The following is a 16,758-nucleotide window of genomic DNA, read 5'->3' on the forward strand; positions in this document are numbered from 1 at the left end:
AGTTAATTCATCCCATTCCGCAACATGAAGCATAAATAACTGCACAAAATGCTGTTATTCTCAAGCATATTGCAGAACCCATTTTTTAATTTGAGCTGCCACATCAGCTACGTCGGTATTCGTAGTGTCCACGATCAGCATTGGCGGCGTATACTCCTTATCCGCGTTATCTACCAACCATTTTGCAAAATTGATGTACTCTTGAATCATTTCATCCGGCCAGTTTCTGGCACGCAATCGTTTCTCACGAGTGTCATCATCACAATGTAAGTTCAGGTAATAGACATGCCTAAAATAAGAATAGTCTGGACACTTCTCGATATCCCAAGACATAGCTGTCCCGCATATTATCGTCATCCGTCCGCTTTCAGCCGTATTTCGCGCAACACGCAGCCAGACGTTACGGATCTGCTGCTCATCTGTTACGCCTAGCTCGCGGAGATTATCGATATCGAAGATATCGTATTCCGGCAATATTTTGCGCAGCTCCGTAATAACGTAGGTTTTCCCTGAGCCGCTAGAACCTGTCACGATAAATAGGGGGATCTTCCGCCTCATGATCGAACTCATTTGGTTGCCCATTTACGACTCCACCTTTGCTGAAGATGTACATGCTCCATTCATCTTATCTACACGAACGATCACTAACAATTGACTATATAGTTATAGTTAATTATTACGTTCAGAACGCACAAAAGCGGCTTACCTCCCGACCTAACCGATCAGGAAGCAGCCGCTCTTCTCATTCATTTCCTTAACTAGAGCTTTACCAGTTCAGCGATAATCGGAGTCAGCTTCTCCGCCATGCGCATAAATCCGAGGTCTGTCGGGTGAACGCCATCCACAGTCGACTCAAAGTCTGTGCCTGCAATCTCTTCGCCATCGCAGAAATATATATGCTCATCCCCCGCATGACGCAATTCCTCGATCAAGTCGATCTGGAACTGCTTGCGCTCCAAACGAATCTCTTTCGCATCCTTCTTCAGCACTTCGTCAGATGTCGCAATCTTCGAGACGACCAGTATCGGCACTTCTGGATACTTTGATCGATAGATGCGAATAAATTCAGGCAGTGTCTGCCTGAATAGCTCTATGTTCACGCAGTTCGCTTCATAATCCAGCACAAGCAGGGCAGGATTCTCAATCTCGCAGATCAGCTTGGCGAGCTCAGGTTCTCCTTTGCCGTTTCCAGAGAAGCCCAGATTGATATGCTCCAACGGTATTGTGCGGCTCACAATATTGGTATAAGCCATGCCCGGTCTATTGGCGCATCCGCCTTGAGTGATCGAAGTTCCATAATAGATAATCTTCTTATCGCTAACGTATGGAATAGGTGCGGCAAGCTCCGCCTCCCTGTTAAATCCGATCTGTACTTCCTCCACTCCTGAGTACAATGGGAAGTTCAGCGTAATATGCCGCATCTCAGCTTCCGGGATATCGATCAGCACGCACTCATATTCTTTATTAAATATGCTGAATCGAGTAGTCGAGTAATACTGCATATCGCCGATCGTACCAACATAGCAATCGAAACCGCATTGCCCTGTAGCCGGCATATGATCCATCAAGGAAGGTTCACTCAGCTTAACACGTACGCATAGCTTAGTTGCATTCGTCTGAAAACGAAGCTGCCCTCCAGCCGTACAATTCGCTAATAGATTAACCGGACCCGTAATGCCGTACTCATCGTGTACAGGAAGTCTGCGGTAAGCATGATCGCGCTCCCACCAAGCGAAGCCCGCAATCTGTATAGGCTCATCCATAGGTGTCAACCAGATCAATTCGGAATCATACTGCTCATTTGTCTTCATATTCGAATCCAGATCGCTAATGCGTATGACTTTCGTTGAATTAGACATGAAACAAGACCTCCATATCGTAATGTGAAATGAATGCTAGATAGTCTAAGCTCATCGCTGCTCATTAAGCGTCACCTGCTAACGAACAGTAGGCTCTTCCTTATAATGCTGAATATCTCCATGCAGCAAGATCTCAGAAACATGATCGGTTAGCTCAACCTTGCACAAACAAGCTGGATGAATATACGGCGGATTCCAAATATCCTTCAGTTCGCGACCTTCAAAATAAGCCATCAGTACTTTAACGACGACGGAATGCGCGACAATTAATATGGTCTTGCCCTGTTCCTCATCAACGATCTGCTGCAGCTTACGAACAGCACGCTGAGATACCTCTTGAAAGGTCTCGCTCTCATGAACATGGAATTGTTCAGGGTTATTCCAAAAATGATGAAATTGCTCCTCGTATTCACGCTCTTCAGTCTCTTGCAATTGGCCTTCCCAGACGCCAAGGTTAATCTCCTTCAAATCATCGCTTTCGATAATCTTCAAGTCTCGCGGAGTGATAATGATTTCTGCTGTTCTGCGTGCCCTTGGACTTGAGCTTGAGTACACCGCATCGATCCGCTCATGCTGCAGGGATTCACCCAGCCACTCCGCTTGTCTAACGCCTAATTCGGTTAAAGGAGAATCTTGATGACCCTGGAATCTGCGAGCAACATTCCACTCCGTCTGTCCGTGTCTTACCAACAAAATGGTCGTTTTCTGCTTCACCATCCACCCTTCTTCCTATCCCAAATATTTCAATATCTCCTTATAGCTATTCGCCAGTATTTTGTAAATACCTTCATATTGCCTGCGGATGCCATCGGCAGACTTCATCTAGAATAATATCCTTCAGCTCCCTACTCTCACATATCTCCCCCTCTCCTGAATACATTAAGTAACAACGCGCTTCGCGCGGTTTGAGCGCTGGGAGGTGTCAGATATGGATAACAGCAGCTTCAGAAACTTTGTCGTGTCTCGAGAGGACTGGTCACTGCATCGCAAGGGATATCAGGACCAAGCCCGCCATCAGCAGAAGGTGCGCGAGGCGATCAAGCAGAATCTGCCCGATCTCGTAACCGAGGAGAATATTGTCATGTCAGACGGCAAGCAGATCATTAAAGTTCCGATTCGCAGTCTGGATGAATTCCGTTTCGTATACAACTTTAATAAGAAGAAACATGTTGGCCAAGGAGACGGCGACAGTAAGGTCGGAGACGTCCTCGGCACCGATAAGGAGCAAGGACCAGGTAAGGGACAGCAGGCTGGAGATCAGCCTGGCGTGGATGTAGTCGAGGCGGAAATTAGCATAGCGGAGCTGGAAAGTATGCTGTTCGACGAGCTCGAGCTGCCGAATCTGAAGCCTAAGGATAAAGATCTTATCGAAGTGACGGATATTCGTTTCAACGATATCCGGAAGAAAGGCATCATGTCCAACATCGATAAGAAGCGTACGATTCTGGAAAATATTAGACGCAATGCGATCGACGGCAAGCCGGGTATTCATCATATCAGCCCCGACGATCTGCGCTACAAGACGTGGGAGGAGATCGTGAAGCCGCAGTCCAATGCAGTCATCATCGCAATGATGGATACGTCAGGCTCCATGGGCTCCTTCGAAAAGTATTGCGCGCGCAGCTTCTTCTTCTGGATGACCCGCTTCCTGCGCCGCCAATACGAGAAGGTCGAGATCGTCTTTATCGCTCACCATACCGAGGCGAAGGAAGTGACCGAGGATGAATTCTTCACCCGCGGCGAGAGCGGGGGGACGATCTGCTCATCTGCATACCTGAAAGCGCTGGATATCATCGATCGCCGGTATCCGCCTTCCAGCTATAACATCTATCCATTCCATTTCTCGGATGGCGATAATCTGACGAGCGACAACGAACGCTGCGTGAAGCTTATTAAAGAACTGCTGAAGCGCACCAATATGTTCGGATACGGAGAAGTGAACCAATATAACCGCAGCAGTACACTGATGTCTGCCTATCGTAATATCACATACCCGGACTTCATGTATTATGTGATCAAAGAGAAGGCAGAAGTATATAAAGCGCTCAAGCATTTCTTCAAGAAGCAGCCCGTCGTTCAATAGTAATCGTGAACCTTAGGAGGACGCACCCATCGTATACTGGTATATGGTGTGGTGTGTCCTTATAGGTTACTTACTCATTTCCCATACGCTTAAGCCAATCCCCAGATTCGATCAGTTCAAGCTGTGAAGCCTGCTCCTCTAGGAAAATGTACGTCCAGACCTGCATATCTCCTTGATCCGTATGAACCGTGACGGACACACGCTCATACAGATTACGAGGATCACCCTCAACATAATAGTCCTCCAGCTCATCCAGCCGCTTCAGAGTAGGGATATCTATCCGATACACCTCTCCTTGCACGCGTTGATGTCCTGACAGGGTTAGAGCAGGATAACCACATCCAGTATCATACAACCCACCTCTTACATAAGCCTTTTCTGAAATGCATTCCGCATCCCGAAGCAGTCCCGCATTCACCTCATCTCTTCGCAACGTACCGTACACAAATACAAGCTCCAACATCTGATTACTTCCTCTCCGTGCTGTCTGTGATCAGTTCCTTATAAAGATAATACTCGAAATCAGCTCATTACCTCCAACCGACTCCCCCTTGCCTCCTGCTCAGGAGCGGACATACAAGCCGTTATTTGCAGCTAAAACTACTAATTCGCCATATTCGCGGACCGTAGAGCCGCTATTTGATCTAAATCAGCAGAAAATGGCTGGATTTGAAGCCAATAACGTCCTCTGTGTCCGCGAAACTCAAAATAGGCCGCAATAATCACAAATAGCGTCCCCTGTGTCCGTTACAGTAAGCTAAGCTGCCTATCAACCACTTGCTGCCCAACGAAATAAGGCTTCCTGCTCGGGAGCGGACACACAAGCCGTTATTTGCAGCATAAACCTCTAATTCGCCATATTTGCGGACCGTAGAGCCGCTATTTGATCTAAATCAGTAGAAAATGGCTAGTTTTGAAGCCAATAACGTCCTCTGTGTCCGCGAAACTCAGAATAGGCCACAAATATCAAAAATAGCGTCCCCTGTGTCCGTTACAGTAAGCTAAGCTGCCTATCAACCACTTGCTGCCCAACACCAAATGGGAACCGGACAGCCCATGCCATCAATCGGTTCCCGTCTCAGCCTAAAGCACGATATATCGTCCTGTATCTATAAAATACAATCCCGCTTCCTTCACCCTACCGCCAATCGTACGCTCCCATTCATCCTTATAAGCAAGCACCTGCGGCTTGTAATACTCAACAAACTGCTGCTCTTTCGGCATATCGTAGCGATCTGTCTTAAAGTCCACGATGACCCAGCCATCTACCTCCTCGAAGACGAGGTCTATGACACCGCGCAGCAGAGTAGGCATCGCCGTATCTGAACCACTGGCTTCAAGAGGACGAGCGGTCATGAAGGAGAATTCGTGATACTTGCGCCGCGCATTCAAAGCACGCTTCCACAGCTCTGACTCCGCTACCTGCAGAACTGCTGCTTCTGCCGCTGAGAGCCACTCCACTTCGAAGTCCTCGTCCTTCTCTGCAGCCAAGCGGCAGAAGTCGGGCAGATCGCTGCGCTCCATCCCTTCCCCCAGCGCCTGAAGACAACTGTGAACGAGCGTGCCGTACGCCAATCCTCTGCCATCGGCGGAACGCTCCAGCACAATTCCGCTCGCCGCCTTCGTCAAGCCGGTTACGCTGGCGATCTGATAGCTGGGCTGCACGCTTGCCGCCAAGCGCTGTTGCCACTCCGCCAAGCTGCCCGCGACATCCGGGATCGCCGACAACTCCTCCGCGCTGGCAGGCGCGACGGCTGGAATGTCCAGCTCCAGCTGATTGCGCAGCGAGTCCGCGAGCATGCCCCACGGATCAATGGCTGGACGCGTCGGGTACTGGCTCACGATCAAGAGCTGCATCGCGCGAGTCGCTGCTACGTACAGCAAGCGTTCCGCTTCCGCGTGCATGAACTCCCGCTCCTTCTCGCCGCGCTCTGCCCAGCCGAAGGGCTGGGCTACGATCTCGGACGTGTACATATCCCGCTGCCTTGAGATCGTGAAGTACCCGCGCGGCGGCTCCGCCATGCGGTCCACATGCTCCGCGGCATCGTGGTCCTTGTTGCCGCACGGGCATGCGAGCAGAACGACCGGAGCTTCCAAGCCCTTCGCCTTGTGCAGATTCATGATCCGCACAGCGTCGCCGCTGCCCACGAATAGGCTCGACGCTTCCATGCTGTCCGTCTCGGTCAGCTGCTGCAGCCGGCTCGTCAGCGCCTGCCACTCCACCGAGGCGGCCGCATCGCTCTGCAGCACCTCGAGCAGCTTGATCAATGTCCCGCTGCGAATGGCTCCTGACTCGCCGCAGGCCGCAGCCTGCACGAGTCCGATGTCATCCACGATGCGCATAAACGCCGCAAGCGCAGGAAGCTCCACTGCCCAAGCCGCATATTGGCGCAGCTTGCCTAACGCCTGATCGACCTTGCGGCCTTTTGCAGACAGCTTATCTGGGTCTGCCGCGATGTGCAGATGAATCTCGCCGCTCTCACAGCGGTAATGATACAATTCATCGTCGCTGATCCCGAACAGCATACCGCGAAGGACCGCTAACAGCGGGATGCGGTCTGTCGGGTCGCTGAGCGTCAGCGCCAGCAGAGCCAGCGCGCGCAGCTCCTTCGATACCGCTATACTGCCGGAAGTATCGGCAGCGACGCCGTACTTCTCCAATCTCTCCGCGTACAGGTTGATATACTTGCGATACTTGAGCAGGATCATAAAGTCGCCCGCTCGCGCCGGCCGCATCACAGGCTTGCCGTCTGCTCCAGCTCTCTCCGCGATCTTCAGATTGCCGGAACAAGCCCAAGCCACATACCGCGCCAACTGCTCGGCATCATAGTCCGCAATATGATCCTGCTTATCGCGTACCTGCCCGGGGATGGTGACAGTATACACACCGTGCAGCGCGCCCTTGCTGCCCGGGTTGTTTCGCTGCGTAATCATTCGCACAAACGGAGCCTGACTGTCGGATGCGGCTCCAGAAGTCACAAATTTACTCTCGAATGCATAATTGACATAATCGCCGACCGACTTGACCGAGCGAAAATTGCGTGTCAGCTGCAGCACATCCCCGCTCTGCTCAATTCGCTGCTTTACATAATTGTAGGTGGAGATATCTGCGCGGCGAAATCGATAAATGGACTGCTTCGGGTCACCCACGACGAACAAGGATCCTTCTCGCGGCAGCTGCTTGCGCCAATCCGACTCCTTCGCGTCCGCTCCGGTCAAGAGCAGCATCATCTCAGCTTGAATCGGATCTGTATCCTGGAACTCATCAACAAACAATCGGGCATATCGCCGTCCGAAATAGGATCTAACCTCTGGGTACGAACGCAGCAGCTCAGACGCTTTCATCAGCAGATCCTGAAAGTTAAGCTTGCCAGCTTCCATTCTCTTCTGTCTGCAATAGCGCACGGCAGGCAGGACGAAAGCGATCAGCTTCGGATGCACATACTCCTGCCAGCTCTGTAGAAAGGGCTTGAGTACATTGATTTTCCAATCCTGAAAATGCTGTTTAAACTCCTTGGCCATCTTGGCATCTGTCCAGCGATTCTGAGTCACATCCAGTGTACGGTCGAACAGCTTCGCCACCGACAACACGTTCATGTCATCCGCCATATCCTTGCTCCGCACATGACGCATCGCCTGCTGAATCGTCTTCTGCAGCGAATCCCAGCCTTTCTCAGGCTCATTCGTGCCAATATATGGAGCAGCTGACTCCATCAATGAGAACAACGTATCGCGAATTCGATCAAAATTCGGACGATCGATTTCACATGTATAGATTTCAATGTCCTCATATTCAGAGACTCGATTGTAAACCGCTCGCAACACTTCAACATCGATCTGCAGTGCCGCTATCTCCGCTATCTCTTGAGCATCGCCGCGTAAGCGCATTTCCTCCAAATAATTATCCCAGCAGCGATCGCGAAACTCCTGGTCCTCATCTTCTTCCATTTCTCGAAATGCGGGATCAAGCTCCGCCTCAACCGGACGTTCTCGAAGCAGTCTCCCGCAGAAGGCGTGAATCGTCCCGATAAAGCATTCCGGCATCTGACGCAGCGAAGCTTCAAGCTTCTCACGCTCCTGTCCATCCGATGCTTGCGCCAGCTCCTTCTCCAACTGGATGCGGAATCTTCCCTTTAGCTCAGACGCCGCTTTATTCGTAAAGGTAATCGCAGCGATGCTGCGCGCTTCTGCTCTGCCTGCCTGAATCAATGCGATCATTCGACCGACGATAGAGGTCGTCTTGCCTGAACCCGCTCCAGCTTCAACGAGAAATGTCGTATCCAGATCTGTCGCAATTCGAGCGCGTGCAGCGGCGTCTTCCATCATTAGCTGTTCGGTATTCACCTTAGGCATATCGGTTCACCTCCAGAATGTGGCTCAAGCGATCAGCATTCTCGGAAGCCTCCAGCTTCTCTTGAAATTGCTCCGCATGGCTTCCGCATACATCCGCATAATGACACCATGCGCAGCCCATCGGATCGCTTGTCGGAGGGTATAGACCCTCACGCATCGCTTCCAGCATGTGATGGAGCAGATCAGCTAGATCACCTCTGCGCTCCTGCGATCGCTTTACTTCCTCGCCCATTCCACGCTCCGTCGGAAACAAGTACGCTGAATCAACGACCTGCGCATGCACATCATAACCAGTCTTCATCATCCACTGCTCAACTGCGGCACCGTACAGCGGAAGCTGCAGCTGCGTGCCCTTGGAGAAGCATTCGTTATGCTTATACGTCTTGGATTTGCCTGTCTTGTAATCGTATATCTTATATTTGTGCGGTGCGATCTCGTCGATCCGGTCCACGAAGCCTCGAAGCGGCAAGCTTAATCCGTTATCCAGTGCTACTTCGAAAGGTATCGAATCTTGATGAAGCGGAAGCTCTGTTTCCTTATAGGTTGTACTTGAACCCCGCTGCCGTTCCCCTGCTAGGAAGATCTGCACATCCTTGCGGATGCTCTCTGCTTCCTTGCGGAATATGTGCTCGCTTGGCGCGGGCACAGCGTCTGCATATCGAGCGATGACGTTCTCGGTCATGTCACGAAGTATGGAGGCATCATGGCTGATCGGACCTTTCGAGTCTTGCCGCAGCTCCTTCATCGTCATCATATACTGATTAAAGATGTCATGAAGCAAGCTCCCCCGCTCCATCGCATCCAACCACCTTGTGCGATCGTAGACTGCGACCTCTTTCGCGCGAATGCCCAGCACTTCCTGATAGTAGTATTGAAGCGGACATCTACCGTACTGTTCCAGCTTGCTTGCGCTGAAGGCGTCTGAGGCCGCGCCTGGTTCACCGGGCAGCGCAATCGGATACTGCGACGTGTCAACGATCCCATCGTAAGGAGACACGTTTGCAGCCAGCCTCGCCTGCGCGGCCTTCACTCCATCCTGCAGCAGCGGATATGCGGCATACAGGCTCTGCTGCGCAGACTTCAAGCCCGCATGCTCTGTCAGCAATGCGCGCAACCAGACGTCCGTCGCTTCCGAGTCCAATCCGGTCGGACTGCGATAATATCGCACAGCTTCTCCCATCGCGCGGTGCAGCGCGACATAATCTGCGTCAGCCTGCGCGGCGCGGCGTCGATAGGCTTGCAGCATTTCATGCGCTGGCATGTCTTCCCTATGATCCGCCACGTTGTATGAGCAGCAGCTCAGCGTACAATGCCCTCGCAGCATGCCGAAGCGCTCATATCGCTCCTGCTGTCTCCGAGCCGCTAATTCAGAACTCAAGCTTAGATTAGGACTGATGTGACCGCGCTCCTCATCAAGCAGGACAGGATCTTGGCGCAGAGCCAAAGACCAGTTCGTCTCTGACATCCCCATGATGAAGCTGTATGGACGTCCGCTGTGTCCGCCGCTATTCAGGGAAGTCACATGAATCGCACCAGGTGCAGGAGTCGCCGCCTGAACCCGAATTCCGTCTACATTTTCCTGTACGTAGTGCAGCGCCAGTTCACTACTCATCACGATATCACCAGCCGCACCTATCGACTGCCGCAGCAGCTTTAACTGCTTGATGACCGATCGATCATGCTTGTCATGTGGAACATACGATTCAACGAAGCGAATCAGTTCGCTAAGCAATCTGCTCGGTGATCTGAGCGCTTCCTCTGTCAGCGGCTGCAGCAGCCTCTTGAATACACGCTGTAACTGGCTTAGGACAACCTTTCTTTCATCAGACATATGCTCTGCTTTCGCCAATTGTTCAAGAAGAGCGTACCGCTCTCTCCCCCAGCCTATCCCCGATTGCTCCAACTCGCGAATGAACCGCGCCGATGAAATGCTGTTCGACTCGTCACCCTGAAAACGAACGACTCCTTGCTTCAAGGCTGTCAGAATCGGATTCAGATCGAATCCGGAACGCAGCCATTCCAGATACAGCTTCGCTGCTTTCCCTGCATTCGTCACCCCAAGCGGCAGTCCATCTGCATAAGTGCACGGGATCCCCATTGCTGCAGCTGTCGTATATATTGCAGACGCATTCGCTTCATAGTCAGAAGCGATAATCTCCACTTGATCCACGCGCACATCCCGCTTCATGATGCGGCGGATAACCTCGCGCGCTTCAGCAAGCGTCCCATTTGCATGAAAGAATTCAATGGAATCAGCATGAAGTATGAACTCCTGCTCCGCCTCAGACGAAAGTGGATGCAGTGAACTATATTGCCCGCCCGTCGTGAGCGTATGGAGCAGTCTTCTCTCGATCTCATTGCGAATCGCATGTTCATCGATGATGATAACGTCCTTTGACACGGTAAGCTGCGAGGCATAATCGAGTATTCGAGCCAGATCTACATAACGTTGCTGCTCCAGATATGCCTCGTATCTAGCAAGCAGCTCCTTGACCAGCAAGCCTTTGCTCAGCTGTTCGAACTGCCTCGGCTCCAGCTGCTCCGCCTTTACCCCAGCTTCACGGAGCTCAACGACCGCTTGATGAAACACCCTTGTTAACCCAGGTGTTAACGCGATTCCTTGTATATAAGGAGCTTTGCCGGAAAGGGACATATCCTGCAGCAGCTTGCATACGATCCACTGCGATTCAGAGGATGTGAGATAGCTCAGCTTCTGTCTAGCTAGCATCAGTCTGCTGCGCTCCAGCACCCATGATTCAAGCGTACGCACTTCAGTATGGATGACCGGACCATGGAGTCTTATTATTTGCTCCAGCCATTGATGGCCTTGCGCATAGCTGCTCACGAGCAGGCATTTTCGTTCAATCGGATTGCCGTTCATGATGTCGTACAACTGTTGAATTGTCGTATTCAACATACACGCATCAACGCTCCTCTTCATCTATCGATTGTCGTGCAGTGCTTCTATATATTCAGCTGCTTCATCTTCGGCATATGTTCATATTATTGGTAGTAATTTCGACCTATGCCTAAAAGTATCCTGCTATCGCGATATTGTCGAGACGGTGTACGTCCCAACGCAACAAAAAAAGCCAGCCTAGTACATGTTCTACATGTCATTGACTGGCTTGTTCGTATGCGGCTCCTAATAGATGGGTTTCATTTAAATATCCAACTGACGCAGCTTCTGTAGAAATACCTTCTTCGCCATTGTTGACGAATGCTTCGCACTTTGCAATATGTAAAACTGCCTAGCCGAACGAGGTCCTGCAAGGTTTATCTGGCTTAGCTCGCCTGATTCGAGTTCTCTGCGAATGACCCAGCGAGATAATATCGCGATCCCTAACCCTGCCATAACCGCCTCCTTCACACCCTGGTTGCTGCTGAACACGAAGCTGCGCTTTACATTAAGCTCTAGGTTCTGAATATATTGCTCGCAATAGGATCTGGTGCCTGAACCGCTCTCGCGCATAATCCACACCTGATGCTGCAGCATGTCGGGATCTATCTTGGGTATCGTAGATAACGGATGATTAAACGGCGCAACTAACACCATCTCATCTTCCATAAATGGCATCTTGACCTGTATATCCGGATAGTCGACTTGGCCTTCTACAAGTCCCATATCCAGTTCATCTCCGCGCACTGCTTGCGCGATGTCTTCCGTATTGGCTATCGTCGTCTGAATATCGACATGCGGGTAGTCCTGCGAGAATTCCGCAATCAATCGCGGGAGTATATATTCGCCGATCGTATAGCTTGCCCCAATCTTCAATGCGCCTGTCACTTCATCACGCAGCAGATGAATCTTTTCCTTCGCCTCTTCATAACGAGTCAGCATCTCTTTAGCGCTGTTGTATAGAATCTTGCCAGCCTCAGTCAGTTTAACGTATTTGGATGTTCGATGCACCAGAGTTACACCGAATTCATTTTCCAGATTGCGAATATGTAAACTAACCCCAGGCTGAGATAGATTCAGCACTTTGGCAGCTCTAGAAAAGTTGCTTTGCTCCACTACAGTTACGAATACTTTCAGTGTGTCCACGATCATGCTCATTCCCCCTGTTCTTGCTAGTCAGTATCAGAAACATGCGTAATACAAAGCTTATAGCTAGTACCATAAGTATTGCTAATGCTTTAGATAGTATATCGGTATTTCCATTGTTAAAGCATCCTCATTATAGTAAGGGTTAAGCGAAAGATTCAAGTTCAATTTAAATTGAGTAATGGATTATTCGATTCTTACTACATGTTTTATTCGAGAGGTGTCGTTCGATATGAGTCTTGCAAAACATTATAAAGCAGTGAAGCCGCAACGCAAAGCAAGAGTTGACTTTGCACTCGGTATTGGACTAACGCTGGCGATCTCGTTGGCGGCAAAGTACTTGGCTGGATTGCCATTTCTGAATATTATGGGGCAATTGGTCATTGCGATCCTAATCGGTATCACTTGGCGCGCAGTCATTGGCCTGCCTGAAAATCTCGTCGCCGGGACCAATTATTCGAGCAAGAAATTGCTTCGACTAGGAATCATCCTGCTTGGGATGCGGTTGAATCTAATAGATATTGTAAATGCAGGACCAAAAGTATTTCTTATAGCTGTTATCGTTATCCTGTTTACCATCCCTGTCGTGTACGGACTGGCACGTTACTTCAAGGTCGAGAAACGCCTCAGTATATTGACGGCTTGCGGTACAGCTATCTGCGGTGCGGCCGCAGTTGTTGCGATTGCGCCTGAGATCAAAGCCAAAGACGACGAAACCGCGATCGGCGCGGCCTTGGTTGCTATCCTGGGAACCATATTTACGTTGGCGTATACATTCTTGTACCCTGTATTAGGTTTATCTCCGACTGGCTACGGCATCTTCGCAGGCGCAACGCTGCACGAAATTGCCCATGTCATAGCAGCGGCTGATCCTATCGGAACCGAGGCTGTAGATATCGCGATTATCGTCAAATTAACCCGAGTCGCATTGCTCGTACCGGTTGCCATTCTCGTCGGGCTCTGGGCGAAACGCACGGATCCAGAGCGGAAGGATTCACACACGAAAACAACCTTGAAATCATTGCCCATTCCTTGGTTTATCGTCGGATTCCTGCTCGTCAGCGCATTCAATTCACTTGGAATCGTTCCTTCACACGTCGCTGAAATGATCGTTACGTTGGCTTATCTGCTCATTGCGATGGCAATGGCGGGTCTCGGTCTTAATGTGGATCTCGTCACCTTCAAACGCTTAGGCACGCGTTCCTTTGTAGCAGGGCTGATCGGCTCTGTGCTGTTATCGATACTCGGCTTCGCATTGGTACATCTATTTGGGCTCGCTTAGTGGTGGATGTAAGGTATTACTATGAGAATTGGAAATATCCCCCTTTATTTAGACGATTGGTTGTGCTACACTGAACTCATCTAAATAGTGGTTGTGAAGAACACACCGTCTAACCCTGAGGCTTTAGGTCTCTTTGTTGGCGGTGTTTTTTATTACTTAGTCGAAGGATGTGAGGGTGAGTGTTTCAATCCATGTATGAGAGGTGGTATCAGGAGCATATCAAATTAAGCAGCGGCAATCGGAAAATGAGGCTAGTGGAGGGGCACGGTTATGCGGAAAAGTTATTTTTAGAGCGAGTATGGTTTCCTGCATTCAAACGCTTTGATCATCTGTATCCTGAATATGAAGTCGCCGACTTTCGTGATGGCAGCTGCTTTCTCGACTTTGCCTATATCCGTTATCCGCTGCAGCTAGCCATCGAGATCGATGGTTATGGAGCACATTCAGCAAAGGCTTCACGCTGGCAGTTCACAGACTCGCTCATTCGTCAAAATCATCTCGTCATAGACGGCTGGCGAATTCTTCGCTTCTCCTGCGATGATGTGGAGGAGAAACCTCGTATGTGTGAACAACTGCTGCAGCAATGCTTGGGAAGCTGGGTCAGTGTTGAACCCTCAACGCTTACTGACTCATCGGAATTGTTGGAGCGCGAGGTGCTGCGTTACACCTTAAGCTTGGGACGCAAGATTCGTCCACATGATGTATGCGGGCTGCTTAACGTTAGTATAGACAAAGCCTATTCTATTCTGCACACCATGCTTAAGAAAGGCAGCTTGCTTCCAGGTGGTAAAGGTGAGAAGCGCACTAAGCTGTACGAGGTAAATAGAAGCTATATCGATAAAACGCGCCTGTTCGGCTAGTTGAAACCCTAGACCGCGCGGCGATTCTTGCGAGCACCACTCTCGCTATTTCCCTCCCGCTCGCATAACGCGGTTTTCCCCCCGCTATCTCACCCCCACAGGCGCTTCCAGGTATCTCACTCCAGCAGTCGCCTCCATGTGCGCCCCCTTGCGCACACGTAACGTGGTTTTTCCCCGTTATCTCGCTCCAACACGCGCCTCCCGGCGCTGTTACGGGGTAAAAACCTGTTACAGTGCGCGCGGCGCATCAAGCGCATCCCCCCATGCGCGCGTAACACGGTTTTTCCCCGTTATCTCGCTCCAACACGCGCTTCCCAGCGCTGTAACAGGGTAAAAACCTGTTACAGTGCGCGCGGCGCATCAAGCGCGCTCCCCCTCGCGCGCGTAACGCGGTTTTCCCAGTTATCTCGCTCCAACAGGCGCTTCTCGGCGCTGTTACGGGGTAAAAACCTGTTACAGCGCGCGTGGCGCAACTTGCGCGCTCCCCCTTGCGCGCGTAACGCGGTTTTTCCCCGTTAATCTCGCTCCAACAGGCGCTTCCCGGCACTGTTACGGGGTAAAAACCTGTTACAGCTCCCGCGGCGCAGCTTGCGCGCTCCCCCTCGCGCGCGTAAAGCGATTTTTCTCCGTTATCTCGCTCCAACACGCGCTTCCCGGCGCTGTTACGGGGTAAAAACCTGTTACAGCTCCCTCGGCGCATCAAGCGCTCTCCCCCTTGCGTGCGTAACACGGTTTTTACCCGTTATCTCGCTCCAACACGCGCTTCCCGGCGCTGTTACGGGGTAAATGCCTGTTACAGCGCGCGCGCCGCACCGCGCCCACCCTCAGCGCAAGCGCATCGCACAAAAAACTCCAGTACCGCAACACATTCGCGGAACTGGAGTTTCATCATTTCGCCACGATCAAGAATCGCTGGCGTACATTTGGAGCCACTTGTACAAGGTCGCTCCATCAACTAACGTTATCGGCTTATCCCGTACATATTCCATCGCTTGAGCTGAGAAATCCCCTGCCGTAACGTAGAATCCTTGCTTCACGTCCAGCTCAGCAAGACGATGAGATAGATCCTCAACGTCCACAAGGCCAATCTCCGTACCGTCTCCCAGCTTGCATTCGACTAGATACTGCTCGCTGCCCTTTCGAATGAGAATATCCTTGCCGCCGTCTTCTGTCGGATCAGTCTCCTCATTGCGATATCCCATAAGCGCGAATAATTGAGCGACGTATTGCTCGAACACATACGGATCCAGCTCCATCACATGTTCCCGTGAAGCCAAGTGACACCATTCTTCTCTAACCCTTGCCGCTAGCTGCAGTTCATCGCTGCGTTCTGCTTCCTCCTGGCGCTGCTTGATAATGCCTCGATACTTCAGAAGCCCATAGATGGTTAATAGTACGAATAAAACTACTACCGCCCATTCCAACAATGTCAGCCCATATAAGAAATCTCTTGATTTATTCAGAAGTTCAATCATCTTCAACACTAACAAGCAAGTTAATAACAGTGCTCCAAATAAAAACGCAATCAAAATCTCTTGAGATTTATTGCTATAAATTCTGCGTCTGCCGCGCGCCACAATACATCCCTCCTAATCATGGATTATTGTTCCACAAATCAGAAGGTTTTACACACGGCTTCAAAAATTTCAATATTTGCTAGACAGTCTGGTCAGGTTCACTCTGCTTGATCTTTCGACTTGCCATCCTCCTCTTGGTGTACACGACTATCAACAAGATCGGAACCGCTATTAAAAAGATATAGACTGACACATTTTTGACCATGCCCTCAGCTGCTCGACCATATAAATAGATTAACCCGCCGACCACATAGAACTTCACCGCTCTGCCGAACGCTGCATAAGCCATAAGCTTCCACAGTGGAAACTTCATGCTGCCCGACAGGATCGTGAACACCTTAAACGGTATCGGCGTAAATGACCCGATGAGAATTGCTGCCTCGCCGTTCTTCTTAAACATCTTCGTAGCGCTGTCGATCCATTCTTGCTTAAGCAGCTTGCGAAGCACCTTTTCACCTAACAATCTGCCGATCATATATCCGATTGGAGTTCCCATTAAACAGGCGATATACCCAATCGTCGCCAACCACAGCGCATTCGAAGGATCCAACAAGCTTAACGACACCTGCAGCACAAATGCAGGTATTGGAAATATTATGGCATCAACGAACGAATGAATAGCTAAGCCCCAAGCACCAAAATCCATAAAAAAGTTAATAATATTCTGTACCAATTCGTTCATTGCCCCTTTTCACTGGC

12 protein-coding genes are annotated in these 16,758 nt (G+C 50.6%); 3 read left to right on the plus strand and 9 right to left on the minus strand.

The features are described 5' to 3' along the window. Nucleotides 1-60: 60 nt before the first annotated feature. The 3 genes from AC3WTP_RS04765 to AC3WTP_RS04775 all read right to left on the minus strand — a co-directional run bounded on the left by AC3WTP_RS04765 (nt 61) and on the right by AC3WTP_RS04775 (nt 2,576). Nucleotides 61-582, minus strand: coding sequence for an AAA family ATPase (locus tag AC3WTP_RS04765; protein WP_492393442.1), 522 nt, complete (start codon nt 580-582; stop codon nt 61-63). 176 nt (nt 583-758) lie between these two features. After that, nucleotides 759-1,859: an SGNH/GDSL hydrolase family protein gene (locus tag AC3WTP_RS04770; RefSeq protein WP_492393443.1), complete on the minus strand. Its 1,101-nt coding sequence runs from the start codon at nt 1,857-1,859 to the stop codon at nt 759-761. A 78-nt stretch (nt 1,860-1,937) separates the two neighbouring features. Next, complete coding sequence (locus AC3WTP_RS04775) at nt 1,938-2,576, minus strand: histidine phosphatase family protein (protein WP_492393444.1); 639 nt, start codon at nt 2,574-2,576, stop codon at nt 1,938-1,940. A gap of 211 nt (nt 2,577-2,787) precedes the next feature. On the opposite strand from AC3WTP_RS04775, the gene yhbH reads away from it, so the two are divergent. Beyond that, complete coding sequence (yhbH, locus tag AC3WTP_RS04780) at nt 2,788-3,942, plus strand: sporulation protein YhbH (protein ID WP_492393445.1); 1,155 nt, start codon at nt 2,788-2,790, stop codon at nt 3,940-3,942. Nucleotides 3,943-4,012: 70 nt separating this feature from the next. Here yhbH and AC3WTP_RS04785 read toward each other — a convergent pair whose 3' ends face one another. The 4 genes from AC3WTP_RS04785 to AC3WTP_RS04800 all read right to left on the minus strand — a co-directional run bounded on the left by AC3WTP_RS04785 (nt 4,013) and on the right by AC3WTP_RS04800 (nt 12,346). Beyond that, nucleotides 4,013-4,405, minus strand: a complete 393-nt coding sequence (locus AC3WTP_RS04785) for a gamma-glutamylcyclotransferase family protein (RefSeq protein ID WP_492393446.1) — start codon at nt 4,403-4,405, stop codon at nt 4,013-4,015. Nucleotides 4,406-5,025: 620 nt separating this feature from the next. After that, nucleotides 5,026-8,295, minus strand: coding sequence for a UvrD-helicase domain-containing protein (locus AC3WTP_RS04790; protein ID WP_492393447.1), 3,270 nt, complete (start codon nt 8,293-8,295; stop codon nt 5,026-5,028). Continuing rightward, the gene (locus tag AC3WTP_RS04795) at nt 8,288-11,212 is read right to left on the minus strand and encodes a PD-(D/E)XK nuclease family protein (protein WP_492393448.1); all 2,925 of its coding nucleotides are present in this window, start codon (nt 11,210-11,212) and stop codon (nt 8,288-8,290) included. The genes AC3WTP_RS04790 and AC3WTP_RS04795 overlap by 8 nt, the downstream gene beginning before the upstream one ends. A gap of 246 nt (nt 11,213-11,458) precedes the next feature. Beyond that, nucleotides 11,459-12,346: a LysR family transcriptional regulator gene (locus AC3WTP_RS04800; protein ID WP_492393449.1), complete on the minus strand. Its 888-nt coding sequence runs from the start codon at nt 12,344-12,346 to the stop codon at nt 11,459-11,461. Nucleotides 12,347-12,572: 226 nt separating this feature from the next. Between AC3WTP_RS04800 and AC3WTP_RS04805 the strand changes: the two genes are divergently transcribed. Continuing rightward, nucleotides 12,573-13,622, plus strand: a complete 1,050-nt coding sequence (locus tag AC3WTP_RS04805; RefSeq protein WP_492393450.1) for a YeiH family protein — start codon at nt 12,573-12,575, stop codon at nt 13,620-13,622. A 179-nt stretch (nt 13,623-13,801) separates the two neighbouring features. Then, nucleotides 13,802-14,482 carry a putative endonuclease domain-containing protein gene (locus AC3WTP_RS04810; RefSeq protein ID WP_492393451.1) on the plus strand — a complete coding sequence of 227 codons (681 nt, stop codon included), beginning with the start codon at nt 13,802-13,804 and terminating at the stop codon, nt 14,480-14,482. Between the two features lie 902 nt (nt 14,483-15,384). Here AC3WTP_RS04810 and AC3WTP_RS04815 read toward each other — a convergent pair. Then, complete coding sequence (locus AC3WTP_RS04815; protein ID WP_492393452.1) at nt 15,385-16,059, minus strand: restriction endonuclease; 675 nt, start codon at nt 16,057-16,059, stop codon at nt 15,385-15,387. 79 nt (nt 16,060-16,138) lie between these two features. After that, nucleotides 16,139-16,732 carry a YqaA family protein gene (locus AC3WTP_RS04820; protein ID WP_492393659.1) on the minus strand — a complete coding sequence of 198 codons (594 nt, stop codon included), beginning with the start codon at nt 16,730-16,732 and terminating at the stop codon, nt 16,139-16,141. Between the last annotated feature and the right edge of the window lie 26 nt (nt 16,733-16,758).

It is taken from the genome of Paenibacillus sp. EB106-04-04-XG159 (genome assembly GCF_058791835.1).